Source organism: Microbacterium sp. J1-1, assembly GCF_024498615.1.
Taxonomy (GTDB): domain Bacteria; phylum Actinomycetota; class Actinomycetes; order Actinomycetales; family Microbacteriaceae; genus Microbacterium; species Microbacterium aurugineum.
In genome coordinates, this window is the sequence record NZ_CP089590.1 from 3,105,967 (window position 1) to 3,118,622 (window position 12,656).

The window sequence follows — 12,656 nt, forward strand, 5'->3', positions numbered from 1 at the left end:
GTAACCACCACATCGGGCGCGTATGCCCGTGTTCGCCGTGGGCATACCGGGGGTTGACCGAGTTATCGACAGTCGTTATGTTAACGAATGTCGATAACAACCAACCTCAAGGAGACAGGGATGCTCACCAGACAAGGACGCCCCTCACTCGCCGACGGGATCGCCCTCGGACTCATCGCCACCGGCGCCGTGAGCGTCGGGATCGGCGCGATCTTCGCGGTTGCCTCCGCCGCGTTCGAGATGTTCGGCGCGGCGCCTGCGGTGCTCATGCCGATCCACGACGTCGACCTGACCGCACTCGATGACGTCTCCGGCGTGAGCGCGGCAACCGTCGACTCCGCCCTCGTCACGTTCTCGACGATGACCACCGGCGCCCGCTGGATGCTTCTCCTCGAGGTCGCACTCCCGGCACTCGCCACGATGGCGCTGTGCGCGGGGGTCTGGTGGCTGGGCGTGTCCCTCATCCGCTCGCGACCTTTCCGTGCGTCGCTCGGGTGGATCTTCGGCCTCGCCGCCTGCCTGATGCTCGCCGGAGCGCTCCTCGGGCAGCTGGCCGGCGGGATCGGGCGGGCGATGATCGTCCAGGACCTGGCCGCCGCGGATCCCGCCGTCGAGGACGTGCTGTGGACCCTGCTGGTGCAGTTCGACCTCGCCCCGGTCGGCTGGGCGTTCGCCCTCGCCCTCATCGCCGGTGTCTTCGAGATCGGTCGACGCCTCGAACGTGACACGGAAGGACTCGTCTGATGCTCAGCACCGCCACCCCCACCCGCTCCGAAACGGCAGATGCCATCACCGTGATCCTCTACGCCGCCGCGGCGCTCATCACGGTTGTCATCGCCACGGTGCTCCGCATCGGCAGCACTTTCCGCGACTCCGGAATCGCGTGGTCGATCCCGATCGACGAGCAGCCGATCTCCGCGACGACCGACTCCGGCGCCCTCTCCATCGAGGGGATCGCGCAGGATGCGATGGTCTTCGCGACCGATGTGAACGTGGTGTCGGTCACCGCCATCATCGCCGCCATCGCTCTGTGGACTCTCGCAGCTGTCCTGATCATCGCGTCAGTGACGCTGGTCGCCTGGAACTTCCTCCGCGGACGCTTCTTCGTTCGCGGAAATGCACGTGCCTTCGACGTGATCGGCTGGACACTCGTCGCCGCCCCCATCCTGATCGTCATGCTCGAGACGATGGGGCGCAACGGCGTGACCACCGCGCTCGGCATCGGCGACGGAGAGCCCGTGCACCCGATCGAGTTCTGGACCATCGCGCCGATCTTCGCCACCGGGGTGACGGTCGGCCTGATCGCCGTCGCTTTCCGCCGCGGCATCCGTCTCCAACAGGAGAAGGCGGCGCTCCAGAAGGAGACGGAGGGACTGGTGTGAGCCCGGCGGAGAGCGACGACGAGTTCACCGGCATCCACTGCCGGCTCGACGAGCTGCTCGCAGAGAGAGGAATGACCCTCACGGAGCTCAGCGCCACGGTCGGGGTGAGCATCGTGAACCTGTCGGTGCTCAAGAACGACCGCGCCCGCGCCATCCGCTACTCGACCCTGCGGGCGATCTGCGACGCGCTCGACTGCGAGGTCGGCGACCTGCTGGTGCTCGCCTCCCGCTGACCCGACGATCATCGGGAGGAACCACGTCATCCTTCGTCATATCCACCCAGGGAATTCCCAGGGAGTCCTAGCGTTGAGCCTCATGGCGCGCACCCGGCGCACCGCGATCCTGGAGTCCCCACCCCATGAGCACCACCGCACGCGCGCAGAAGGCGCCTGACACCCGCGGACCGGTCCGGAAGCTGCTGACGTCGTTCGGCTTCCAGATCCTCGCCGCCCTCGTCCTCGGCATCGCCGCCGGTTTGATCGGCCGCCAACTCGGCGCCACCGCCGAGAACCCGACCGGCCTGTCCGCGACTCTCGACACGATCGGCAGCTCGTACGTCACGCTGCTGCGTGCCGCCGTCGTCCCGCTGATCTTCACGGCGATCGTCGCCAGCATCTCGAACCTGCGCCGGGTGCAGAACGCTGCCCGCCTGGCCGGTCAGACGATCCTCTGGTTCGCGATCACCGCCTTCATCGCCGTCATCATCGGTATCGTCCTCGGCCTCGTGATCCAGCCCGGCAACCGCGCCGGTGAGGGCCTCGAGCCCGGCGACCCGTACACGGTGGGCACCTGGTGGAACTTCCTCCTCGGCCTGATCCCGCAGAACTTCCTCGGCCTCACCGTCAGCACCTCGCCCGGTGCTGTCGAGGGCACCTTCTCGTCGAACGTCGGCTTCAACATCCTGCAGGTCATCGTGGTGGCGGCCGTCGTCGGCATCGCCGCGCTCAAGGCCGGCAAGAAGGCCGAGCCGTTCCTCGTCTTCACCGAGTCGCTGCTGAAGGTCATCCAGCGCGTGCTGTGGTGGATCATCCGCATCGCCCCGATCGGCACCTTCGGCCTCATCGGCTCGGCCGTGATCAAGTACGGCTGGGAGAAGCTGGCCTCCCTCGGCTGGTTCGCGGCTGCGGTCTACATCGGCCTCGCGCTGGTGCTCTTCGTCGTCTACCCGGTCCTGGTGCGCACGCACGGCCTGTCGATCAAGCAATACTTCTCCGGTGTCTGGCCGGCCGTGCAGCTCGCCTTCGTCAGCCGCTCGTCGATCGGCACGCTGCCCCTCACCGAGCGCGTCACCGAGCGCAACCTCGGCGTGCCCCGCTCCTACGCGTCGTTCGCCGTCCCGCTCGGTGCGACCACCAAGATGGACGGCTGCGCGGCGATCTACCCCGCCATCGCCGCGATCTTCGTCGCTCAGTTCTTCGGCATCGAGCTGAACTTCGTGCAGTACCTGCTGATCGTGATCGTCTCGGTCGTCGGCTCCGCCGCCACCGCGGGCACCACGGGCGCCGTCGTGATGCTCACCCTGACACTGTCGACTCTCGGCCTGCCGCTCGAGGGCGTCGGACTCCTGCTCGCGATCGACCCGATCCTCGACATGGGCCGCACCGCGGTCAACGTGGCCGGCCAGGCACTGATCCCGACGATCGTCGCCAAGCGCGAAGGCATCCTGAACGAGGAGCTCTACAACGCTCCGCGCGAAGGCCTCCCCTTCGCCGACGACTCCGGAGACGACGAGGGCGCCCCGGAAGCGGACACCTCCTCCGACAAGGAGCCGGTCGGCGCCCGCTGACCGCGGTTCCGCCTCACGCAGAGCGCCCCGTCCCCCTCCGGGACGGGGCGCTCCGTCGTCCGGCACTCAGGCGCGGCTCTGCGGACGCGTGGCACCCCGGGTGTCGAGCGCGAGCTCCTCGGCATCCATCGCGGCGATCAGCTCGCGCATGACCTCCTCGTCGAGGTTGCCCGCATCCCGCTCGGCGAGCAGGATCTCTCGCCGCACCTGCAGCCAGCCCTTCGTCAGGGCGACGAGGTCCTCGTACGAGGGCCGGCTCGCGGCATCCTCCACCTTCTGCACCTCGTCCGTGTCCTTCTCGACCCGGGTCATCCGCTTGGTGAACGCGTCGAAGATCCCGAGGTCGACCTCGCCGTACTTCGCCTCCCATTCGACACGCTTCGTCGCGAGGTAGGCCTTGCCGGCCTCGCGACTCTTCTCCCGGACGGCGGCGAGCGCCTCCCGGTCCTCTTCCTCGTCGACGTCGCTCGCGATCCCGAGACCGCGGATCAGCAGCGGGAGGGTGAGCCCCTGTATGAGCAGCGTGCCGACGGTCACGATGAAGGCGACGACGACGATGGCATGCGACGCCTCGGTGTCGAGGGTCGCGAGGTCGGCGGCGGCGACCGCGATCGCGAGGGTCACCACACCGCGCATCCCCGCCCAGGAGATGACGGCGCTGTCCTTCCAGCTGAGCTGCAGCCCTGCCATCCGCTCGCGCACGATATGGCTGCGCAACTCGTCGGGGGAGTAGTCCCCCCAGCGACGGGACTTCTTGTGTCGTTTCTCGAACTGCTCGGTCTCGACGCCGCGATCCCAGCGTTCGAGCCGTCGGCGATCCTGGAAGTTCGCCCACGCGCTGGTCGGATAGATGTAGAGCGGTCGCACAATCAGCACCACGAGCAACACCGCTCCCGACAGGAGCAGGATCCGCCCGACCGACTCGCTGCCCAGGTCGTTGAGCACACGCGGGAACTGCAGACCGATGTAGGCGAACACGAAGCTCTCCAGCAGCAGGTCGGCCGAGAGCCACAGCGGCTTCTCCTGCTGCCGCGTGGTGTAGTCGGTGCGCGGCGAGTTGTAGCCGACGTAGAGCCCCATCGCCACGACCGCGAGCACCCCGGATCCGAGCAGGTGCTCGGCGATCGCGTAGGCACCGAACGGGGCGAGGAGCCCGAACGTGCCGATCACCACCGGGTCGCTGATGCGGGTGCGCAGTTGGTGCAGGACGACTCCGAACACCAGACCGACGCCGACGCCGACGCCGACCGCCAGGAGGAACTGCCAGATGCCGTCCCAGACCGTCAGCGTCGCACCGGCGAGGATGGCCGCGAACACCCGGTAGAGCGTGAGGGAGGTCGCGTCGTTGATGAGGCTCTCGCCGGAGAGCACGGTCATGATGCGCCGGGGCAGTCCGAGGCGACGGCCGATCGCCGCGGCCGACACCGCATCCGGCGGAGCCACGATCGCACCGAGCAGCAGCGCGCCGGGAAGGGTGAGCGAGGGCAGGAGCCACCACGCCACGAACCCCACGGCGACCGCGGTGAGCAGCACGAGCCAGATCCCGAGCCGACGGATCTGCGGCAGGCTGCGCCGGAAGCCGACGAACGACACGTCGAGCGCGGCTGAGTACAGCAGTGGCGGCAGCACCAGGCTGAGCAGCAGGTGTCCGTCGATGTCCAGCTCGGGCACGAACGGCAGGAACGACGCGGCGAGCGCCACGACGGTCACGAGCAGCGGCGCCGGCCATCCTCTCCAACGCGCGAACGCGGCCACGGCGACGGAACCGACGAGGACGTAGAAGATGCCTGCTTCCATACGGCAACGCTACCGGGGGGAATGACGCCACCCCGCGAGACGTTGCAGAAGAGGATGTCCGCTACAGCTCTCTCCGTCCTCGATCTCGTCCCGGTGCGCACCGGCCAGACGAGCGCCGAGGCCATCGCCTCCTCCCTGTCCCTCGCCGAGACCGCCGACCGCCTCGGCTACCGCCGCTACTGGTTCGCCGAGCACCACAACATGCCGGCCGTCGCGTCCACCACACCCCCGGTGCTGATCGCCGCTGCGGCGACGCGCACGACGCGCCTGCGACTCGGATCCGGTGGTGTGATGCTGCCCAACCACGCGCCCCTCATCGTGGCCGAGCAGTTCGCGGCACTCGAGGCCATCGCCCCGGGACGCATCGACCTCGGCCTCGGTCGCGCCCCCGGCAGCGACCCCGTGATCACGCAGTTGCTCCGCGGCTCCGGCACCACGAGTGACGTCGAGCAGTTCCCCCGCCACGTCCAGGACATCGCCGCGCTCCTCTCGGGCGACGGCGCCACCGTGCGGTTCACCTCGGGCGGCGAGTACACCGTGCGCGCGACCCCGGCGGCGACCGGGTCCCCCGAGGTGTGGCTGCTCGGGTCGAGCGACTACTCGGCCCAGCTCGCGGCCTCCCACGGACTCCCCTACGTCTTCGCGAACCACTTCTCGGGACAGGGCCTCGAGCGCGCGCTCGACCTGTACCGCACGGGTTACCGTCCGAGCGAGGAGCACCCGGAGCCCCGGACCTTCCTCACGGTGAACGCGGTCGCCGCGCCCACCTCGGAGGAAGCGGAAGCTCGCGCGCTCCCGCAACTGCGGATGATGGCACGGCTGCGGCTGAACCAGCCGCTGGGAGCGCTCGAGACCGTCGAGGAGGCACTCGCCGCGGAGACGGACGCCAGCATGGATGAGGTCGTCCAGGCCGCCCGCTCCCGCTGGTTCGTCGGCACCGGAGAGAGCGTGGCCGCAGAGGTCCGCGGCTTCGCCGAGCGCCACGGTGTCGACGAGATCATGCTGTCCCCGGTCGCCGGTGCGTACGAGTCCGAGCCGAAGGACTCCCCTCTCGGCCGAGCCCAGACCCTGGAGCTCATCGCCGCCGCCCTCTGACCCCGTCCGTCCCCCCGGTCCCGGTCCCCCGTCCCCCCCGGTCCCCCGCATCCCGGTCCCCGCTCGGTTGCGGGATGAAAAACGCGCCTTCCCGGGCACCCGGAGGCGCGTTTTTCATCCCGCGACCGGAGCGGGCGCTCTCCACAGGCGGCAGTTGTCCACAGATGCCGGAGCGCGAGGCTGGAGGGCGGGACGGAGCGGAAGCTCGCGAGCGACCATGGGCGGATGCGACACCGGATCCCCCTCCCCGCCGAGCTCGGCGCGCACTTCTCCGTCCGCGATGCCGAAGCGTCCGGGGTCGGGCGCAAGCGGCACTCCGCGCGCGATCTCATCCGGCCGTATGCAGGTGTCCGCGCCGCGGAGGCGCCCGCCAGTTTCGTCGAGCACGTGGAGTGCTACGTGCCGCGGTTGCGACCGGGCCAGCGTTTCGCCGGACGGACGGCCCTGCGGCTCTGGGGAATCCCCTTCCCGGTTCGCTGGACGACGGCCGAACCCTTGGACATCGCAGTGGACACGGGCCACTCTCCCCCACGCACCGGAGGCATCCGCGGTCGTCGCATCGCCTCGGGGCGAGCGCACTCCTGGGAGATCGGAAGGGCACCGGTGGTCGACCCCGTGGCTGCGCTCTTCCTCTGCGCCGCGGAGCTGACCCGTGTGCCGATGACCGTCGCCCTGGAAGCCCTGATCACCGCGGCCGACAACTACCCCGGCCTCCACGAAGGCAGACCTTCGGTGGACGTCGAGAGGATCGAACAGCGGCTCCTCGAGTGGGGGCGCTTCCCCGGGTGTGGGCGCATCCGCAGGGCTCTCCCCCGAGTGCGCGGAGGAGTCGAGTCACCGAAGGAGACCGAGACCAGGATGCTGCTGGTCGACGCAGGGCTTCCCGAGCCGGAGATCCAGCACGTCGTCCGGGCCGCCGGACGCGCGATCGCCCGCGTCGACCTCGCCTATCCGCAGTGGCGCATCGCGATCGAGTACGAAGGGGACGGACACCGCACGAGCCGCGAGCAGTGGCGCACCGACATCCGTCGACAGCGCGACCTCGAAGCTGCCGGGTGGATCGTGATCCGCGTCACCGAGCTCGACCTGCGCGACGGCGGCGCCGCCCTCGTCTCCCTCATCCGCCGGGCGATCTCCTCGCGCTGACACCTGCGTCCTCCGGTGCGGGATCAGAAACGCTCCTCCCCCGGCCAGCGGAGGTGCGTTATCCATCCCGCAACCGCGCCGCGGATCCCGTCAAGGGGTGTCGACAACACACAGATCGGCGTACCCTCGACGGCAGAAAGGGGGTCCGAGGATGAGCACCACCAAGACGCTCGCACTCTGGGTCGCTTACGGACGCAACGGAGTGGTCGGCAGCATCCGGCACGACGACGATGGATACCACGTCACGATGGCGGGAGCGGATGCCGAAGCCAGTACCTATCCCAGCCTCGCTTCCGCGAAGGGTGCCCTGCACGCGCGCATGGCTCCCGGCAGCGACTGGCCGCGCTTCCAGGAGCATTGACCCCGAGTCCCGCTCGTGCGGGATGAAAAACGCGCCTCCGTGACGTCCCGGAGGCGCGTTTTCGATCCCGCAACAGCCTCGATCCCGCAACAGCCTCGATCCCGCACCGGCCGCACCGCGGGGGCGGAGGTCAGACCTCGGGCTCGCCGGAGAGGATGCCGCGCAGCCAGTCGCGCGCCTCGACGAACACGTCATCCGAGTAACGCTCGGGGTACTGCACGATCTGGCGATCCGCACGCGGGTAGGAGCCGAGGAACACCACGCGCGGGCTGAAGCGCCGGATGCCGAGCAGCGCGTCGGCCATGCGCTCGTGCTCGATGTGTCCGTCCGCGTCGATCACGAACCGGTAGCGACCGAGTTCGTCGCCGATCGGCCGCGACTCGATGAGCGAGAGGTTGATCCCGCGGGTTGAGAATTGCTCCAGCATCTCGAGGAGCGAACCGGGGTGATCGTGCGGGAGCTCCACGATCAGGGAGGTCTTGTCGGCGCCGGTCGGCTCGGGGGAACGGGTCGTCCGGGTGACCAGCACGAAGCGGGTCACGGCCTGCGCGTTGTCACCGATGCCCTCCGCGAGCACGTCGACGTCGTAGTGGCTCACGATGCCCGGGGCCGCGATGGCCGCCTGCGCGGCGAGGGTGCCGTCGAGGACGCCGATCGCCGACGCCACGTTGCTCGAGGCCGGCACGTGCGAGTGCGAGGGCAGATGCTCACCGAGCCAGCCATGACACTGCGCATAGGCGACGGGGTGCGCCGCGATCACCTCGACCTGATCGAGCGTCGTGCCACGCGGGGCGACGAGCACGAAGTTCACCCGCACCAGGTACTCACCGATGATGCGCAGGCCGGGCAGGGTCGCCAGCGCATCCTGCGTGGTGGAGACACCGCCCTCGATGGAGTTCTCGATCGCGATCATGGCGGCATCGCTGCGGCCCTCGAGCACGTCGGCCAGCGCCTCACCCACGTTGTGCACGGGGCGCCACGTCTGGCCGCGAGCCTCCGCCACCTGATCGAGCGCCGCCTCCGTGAAGGTTCCGGCAGGGCCGAGATAGCTGTAGGTGCGGCGTTCAGTCACGGGTTTCACCTTAGCCCTCGGCGCGACGACGGAGATACGCATGACTTCTCGGGTGCGATCCCGCCGATCAGGGGGCAGACTGAGAGGATGACCAGCCGTGCCGGCCTCCCTGCGGAGGAAAGTGACCTGATCGACGTCGACGAACTGATCGCCGCCTACTACGACCGCACACCGAACCCCGAGGTCGCGGCCGAGCGGGTCGTCTTCGGGACCAGCGGCCATCGCGGTTCCTCCCTTTCGAACAGCTTCAACGAGAACCACATCCTCGCCACGACACAGGCGATCGTGGACTACCGCGCAGCCCAGGGCATCACGGGTCCGCTGTTCCTCGGTCGGGACACGCACGCGCTCTCCCTCCCTGCCGAGCGCAGCGCCATCGAGGTGCTGCTCGCGAACGGTGTGGACGTGCGGGTCGATGCCCGCGACTCATGGGTGCCGACCCCCGCGCTCAGCCACGCGATCCTGACCTACAACCGCGGACGCGCTGCCGACGACCCCGGTCGCGCGGACGGCATCGTCGTGACCCCGTCGCACAACCCGCCCCGCGACGGCGGCTTCAAGTACAACCCGCCGCACGGAGGACCCGCCGACACCGACGCCACCGGATGGATCGCCGACCGCGCGAACGCCCTGATCGCCGCTGGGCTCGAGGGAGTGAAACTCGAGCGCTTCGCCGACATCGACTGGGATGCCCTCACCGGCTACGACTTCCGCGAGGAGTATGTGCGGGATCTGCCGTCCATCATCGACCTCGACGCGATCCGCACGGCCGGGGTGCGCATCGGCGCCGACCCTCTGGGCGGAGCGTCCGTGGAGTACTGGGCACTCATCGCCGAGATGCACGACCTCGACCTGGACGTGGTGAACCCCGAGGTCGACCCGACCTGGCGCTTCATGACCTTGGACTGGGACGAGAAGATCCGGATGGATCCGTCGTCGCCCTCGGCTATGGCGTCGCTGGTCGCGAAGAAGGGCGACTACGACGTGCTGACCGGGAACGACGCGGATGCCGACCGGCACGGCATCGTCACCCCGGATGCCGGGCTGATGAACCCGAACCACTACCTGGCCGTCGCGATCGACTACCTGTTCTCGCATCGGCAGGACTGGCCCCGCGATGCCGCGATCGGGAAGACGCTCGTGTCGTCGATGATCATCGACCGCGTCGCCGAATCGCTCGGTCGCCGCCTGCTGGAAGTCCCGGTCGGGTTCAAGTGGTTCGTCCCCGGGCTCCTCGACGGATCGGTCGCGTTCGGCGGCGAGGAGTCGGCCGGAGCGTCCTTCCTCCGCAAGGACGGCTCGGTGTGGTCGACCGACAAGGACGGCATCCTGCTGTGCCTGCTGGCCGCCGAGATCATCGCCGTCACGGGCAAGACGCCCTCGGAGCGGTACGCCGAGCTGGAGGAGGCCTTCGGCGCCTCGGCCTACCAGCGGGTCGACGCCCCCGCGACACCGGAGCAGAAGGCGACGCTCGGAAAGCTCGCCCCCGAGTCGGTGACGGCCACCACCCTCGCCGGCGAGGAGGTCACGGCGAAGCTCTCACACGCGCCCGGCAACGGTGCGGCGATCGGAGGTCTCAAGGTGCAGACGGAGCACGCCTGGTTCGCGGCGCGCCCGTCCGGCACGGAAGACGTCTACAAGCTCTACGCCGAGAGCCTGCGCGGCCCCGAACACCTCGCGGAGGTCCAGGCGGAGGCACGCGCTGTCGTGTCGGCCGCGCTCGGCGACTGACCCACGCGGGCGACGTCTCAGGCTGCGGTGGAACGGGCCAGCACGGCGCCGGCCTCGCGCAGCCAGCGCGCCGGTTCGGCGAGGGCCGCGTCGGACGAGCCGGCCAGCTCGGTGAGTGAGGCGGATGCCGCGAACAGCGCGGTATCCGAATCCTCAGTGATGCGACCGGCCGCGACCATCGCGCGCGTCCCGGCCTCAGCGGCGAGACCCGCGAGGTAGGAGGGCACCTTGCCGTCGCCGGACTGCCCGTCGTAGGACCCCTCCCCGGTGATGACCACATCGGCATCGGCGATCGCCTCGGCCAACCCGATGAGTTCCGCGACCTCGGATGCGCCGGGAGCGAGGACTCCGCCCCACACCACCAGGGCGGCACCGGTCCCTCCGGCCGCGCCGTTCCCCGCGCCGTCCGGATCGACGCCGAGCAGTGCGGCGAGCCGGCGCAGCCCGTCGTCGACGAGGACGATGTCGTCGGGGGTGCGCAGTCCCTTCTGCGGGCCGAACACCGCGGCGGCCCCGCGCGGACCGATGAGCGGGTTCGTCACATCGGTGAGAACGCGTACCTCCGGAGCCGGGCGCAGTCCGGAGAGGTCGACCGCGGCGATGTCTCCCAGTCCCCGTGCACCCGGAGCGACAGGAGCGCCCGCGGCATCGAGGAACCGCGCCCCCAGTGCCGACAGCATGCCGGTGCCGCCGTCGGTCGACGCGCTCGAGCCGATCCCGACGACGAGGCGCGAGACCCCGTGATCGAGTGCGGCGGCCATGGCCTGCCCGAACCCGGCGGTGTCGGCGTCCCAGGGGCGCAGCTCCGTCAGCAACTCGATGCCCGATGTCGAGCCAAGGTCGACGACAGCCGTCCCCGCGGGAGCATCCTCGGTCGGGGGAAGCAGCAGCCAGGAGGTCTCGATCCGGTGCCCCGCAGGCCCGTCGACCGTGACCGGCATCCGCACGGCCCCCGGAACCGCGGCCTCGAACGCCGACACGGTGCCCTCGCCGCCGTCCGCCATGGGCCGGTGCACGAACTCCGCCGCGGGGTCGACGGACGCCCATCCTTCGGCGAGCGCCGCCGCGGCATCGGCTGCCGTGATCGTGCCTTTGAAGCTGTCCGGGGCCAGCACGACCCGAGTCACCGCGGGACTCCCGGGGTGCTGGCGCGCACGACCACGTCGAGCGGCAGCGGCGCCTGCTCCCAGTCCGCATCCACCGTCGCACGGAAGGCCTGGTAGCCGACCTCGCTCAGCGGCACACGCACCGTCGTCAGTGCCGGGGAGACGTCGCTGCTCGCGGGCACGTCGTCGAAGCCGCAGACCGCGATGTCGGCGCCGATCTCCCGACCGGCGTCGCGGATCGCGGACATCGCGCCGATCGCGACGACATCGGTGATCGCGAAGACCAGGGTGCCGGTGGGCACACCATCGGCGAGCGCCGCGGCCATACTCTCCGCGCCTGATTCACGGAGGAAGCCGCCACGCAGCGTGCGCACGACAGCTCCTCCTGAAGCCTCGAACCCGGCGCGGAACCCGGCCAGACGATCATCCGAGGTCCACACGCCCTCGGCGGCACCGAGCGCGATCGCCGAGCGATACCCCCGCTCGGCCATCCGTCGTCCCAGCGCCTCGGCTCCGGAGCGGTTGTCGATCTCGATACTCCGCTCCACGCCGGAGCCCGGCCCGAAGGCGACCACCCTGCCGCCCAGACGCGAGAACTCGGCGAGGTCGTGGGCGACATCCGCCTCGATCGGCTCCTGCGTGCCGGAGGCGGCGAGGATCAGGCCCCGCGGCCGCTGACCCCGCAGAGCTCGGACGATGCGCGCCTTCCGGGCCGGATCGCGGTCGGTGATGGCGACCGTGACGACGAGCCCGTGCTCGTCGGCACCGCGCGCCACCCCCGAGGCGATCAGACCGAAGTAGGGATCGGCGATGTCGGCGACGAGCAGAGCGATGACGGGCGAGGTGCCACGCGCGGTCGCCTGGGCGGAGACGTTCGCGGTGTAGCCCAGTTCCGCGGCCGCCGCTTCCACACGCTCGCGGAACGACTCGGCGACCTTGCGCTCCGATCCGTTGAGCACACGGGAGGCGGTCGCAAGCGATACACCGGCCTCGCGAGCCACGTCGTGCAGGGTGGGTGCGGGTCCCCGCGTGTGACGCTGGGCCCTGGTCGGCGCCGGCCGCTCCGCCGACGATGCGGGCTCTGTCATGCCCCAGATCCTACTTCCCCGCCCGGTACCGCGCCGACACCGGGCAGCACGGGCGGCCCGGTGTCGCACCGACGCCCCATGCACGGTTGTCG

General features: G+C 70.0%; 12 protein-coding genes. 8 read left to right on the forward strand and 4 right to left on the reverse strand.

Annotated features, from left to right (window positions below):
* Positions 1–120 precede the first annotated feature (120 nt).
* The 4 genes from LRQ07_RS15100 to LRQ07_RS15115 all read left to right on the forward strand — a co-directional run bounded on the left by LRQ07_RS15100 (position 121) and on the right by LRQ07_RS15115 (position 3,168).
* The gene (locus LRQ07_RS15100) at positions 121–744 is read left to right on the forward strand and encodes a hypothetical protein (RefSeq protein ID WP_256535079.1); all 624 of its coding nucleotides are present in this window, start codon (positions 121–123) and stop codon (positions 742–744) included.
* Positions 744–1,382 (forward strand): hypothetical protein, encoded by a 639-nt coding sequence (locus LRQ07_RS15105; protein WP_047520270.1) that lies wholly within the window; start codon positions 744–746, stop codon positions 1,380–1,382. The genes LRQ07_RS15100 and LRQ07_RS15105 overlap by 1 nt, the downstream gene beginning before the upstream one ends.
* Positions 1,379–1,615, forward strand: coding sequence for a helix-turn-helix domain-containing protein (locus LRQ07_RS15110; RefSeq protein ID WP_256535080.1), 237 nt, complete (start codon positions 1,379–1,381; stop codon positions 1,613–1,615). Before LRQ07_RS15105 ends, LRQ07_RS15110 begins: the two co-directional genes overlap by 4 nt.
* 125 nt (positions 1,616–1,740) lie before the next feature.
* Entirely contained in the window at positions 1,741–3,168 is a 1,428-nt protein-coding gene (locus tag LRQ07_RS15115) for a dicarboxylate/amino acid:cation symporter (RefSeq protein ID WP_256535081.1), read from the forward strand.
* 66 nt (positions 3,169–3,234) lie between these two features.
* On the opposite strand, the gene LRQ07_RS15120 is transcribed toward LRQ07_RS15115, so the two are convergent.
* Positions 3,235–4,965, reverse strand: a complete 1,731-nt coding sequence (locus LRQ07_RS15120; RefSeq protein WP_153242926.1) for a cation:proton antiporter — start codon at positions 4,963–4,965, stop codon at positions 3,235–3,237.
* 54 nt (positions 4,966–5,019) lie between these two features.
* Between LRQ07_RS15120 and LRQ07_RS15125 the strand changes: the two genes are divergently transcribed.
* The 3 genes from LRQ07_RS15125 to LRQ07_RS15135 all read left to right on the forward strand — a co-directional run bounded on the left by LRQ07_RS15125 (position 5,020) and on the right by LRQ07_RS15135 (position 7,567).
* Positions 5,020–6,060 (forward strand): LLM class flavin-dependent oxidoreductase, encoded by a 1,041-nt coding sequence (locus LRQ07_RS15125; RefSeq protein ID WP_256535082.1) that lies wholly within the window; start codon positions 5,020–5,022, stop codon positions 6,058–6,060.
* A 225-nt stretch (positions 6,061–6,285) separates the two neighbouring features.
* Positions 6,286–7,206, forward strand: coding sequence for an endonuclease domain-containing protein (locus LRQ07_RS15130; RefSeq protein ID WP_047520282.1), 921 nt, complete (start codon positions 6,286–6,288; stop codon positions 7,204–7,206).
* A gap of 151 nt (positions 7,207–7,357) precedes the next feature.
* Positions 7,358–7,567: a methyltransferase gene (locus LRQ07_RS15135; RefSeq protein WP_232763386.1), complete on the forward strand. Its 210-nt coding sequence runs from the start codon at positions 7,358–7,360 to the stop codon at positions 7,565–7,567.
* Between the two features lie 130 nt (positions 7,568–7,697).
* Here LRQ07_RS15135 and pheA read toward each other — a convergent pair whose 3' ends face one another.
* Positions 7,698–8,681: a prephenate dehydratase gene (gene pheA / locus LRQ07_RS15140; protein WP_256535083.1), complete on the reverse strand. Its 984-nt coding sequence runs from the start codon at positions 8,679–8,681 to the stop codon at positions 7,698–7,700.
* Positions 8,682–8,726: 45 nt separating this feature from the next.
* Here pheA and pgm point away from each other — a divergent pair, with 45 nt between their 5' ends.
* Positions 8,727–10,370 (forward strand): phosphoglucomutase (alpha-D-glucose-1,6-bisphosphate-dependent), encoded by a 1,644-nt coding sequence (pgm, locus tag LRQ07_RS15145; RefSeq protein WP_134352270.1) that lies wholly within the window; start codon positions 8,727–8,729, stop codon positions 10,368–10,370.
* 17 nt (positions 10,371–10,387) lie between these two features.
* On the opposite strand, the gene LRQ07_RS15150 is transcribed toward pgm, so the two are convergent.
* Positions 10,388–11,497 carry a glycerate kinase gene (locus tag LRQ07_RS15150; protein ID WP_256535084.1) on the reverse strand — a complete coding sequence of 370 codons (1,110 nt, stop codon included), beginning with the start codon at positions 11,495–11,497 and terminating at the stop codon, positions 10,388–10,390.
* Positions 11,494–12,564 carry a LacI family DNA-binding transcriptional regulator gene (locus LRQ07_RS15155; protein ID WP_232763383.1) on the reverse strand — a complete coding sequence of 357 codons (1,071 nt, stop codon included), beginning with the start codon at positions 12,562–12,564 and terminating at the stop codon, positions 11,494–11,496. The genes LRQ07_RS15150 and LRQ07_RS15155 overlap by 4 nt, the downstream gene beginning before the upstream one ends.
* Positions 12,565–12,656: the final 92 nt, after the last annotated feature.

Excerpts from the sequence above, each read along its gene's own strand:
- LRQ07_RS15115 (WP_256535081.1), top strand. The coding sequence starts at position 1,741 with ATGAGCACCACCGCACGCGCGCAGAAGGCGCCTGACACCCGCGGACCG.
- LRQ07_RS15120 (WP_153242926.1), bottom strand. The coding sequence starts at position 4,965 with ATGGAAGCAGGCATCTTCTACGTCCTCGTCGGTTCCGTCGCCGTGGCC.
- pgm (WP_134352270.1), top strand. The coding sequence starts at position 8,727 with ATGACCAGCCGTGCCGGCCTCCCTGCGGAGGAAAGTGACCTGATCGAC.
- pheA (WP_256535083.1), bottom strand. The coding sequence starts at position 8,681 with ATGCGTATCTCCGTCGTCGCGCCGAGGGCTAAGGTGAAACCCGTGACT.
- LRQ07_RS15105 (WP_047520270.1), top strand. The coding sequence starts at position 744 with ATGCTCAGCACCGCCACCCCCACCCGCTCCGAAACGGCAGATGCCATC.
- LRQ07_RS15135 (WP_232763386.1), top strand. The coding sequence starts at position 7,358 with ATGAGCACCACCAAGACGCTCGCACTCTGGGTCGCTTACGGACGCAAC.
- LRQ07_RS15125 (WP_256535082.1), top strand. The coding sequence starts at position 5,020 with ATGTCCGCTACAGCTCTCTCCGTCCTCGATCTCGTCCCGGTGCGCACC.
- LRQ07_RS15155 (WP_232763383.1), bottom strand. The coding sequence starts at position 12,564 with ATGACAGAGCCCGCATCGTCGGCGGAGCGGCCGGCGCCGACCAGGGCC.
- LRQ07_RS15130 (WP_047520282.1), top strand. The coding sequence starts at position 6,286 with ATGCGACACCGGATCCCCCTCCCCGCCGAGCTCGGCGCGCACTTCTCC.
- LRQ07_RS15100 (WP_256535079.1), top strand. The coding sequence starts at position 121 with ATGCTCACCAGACAAGGACGCCCCTCACTCGCCGACGGGATCGCCCTC.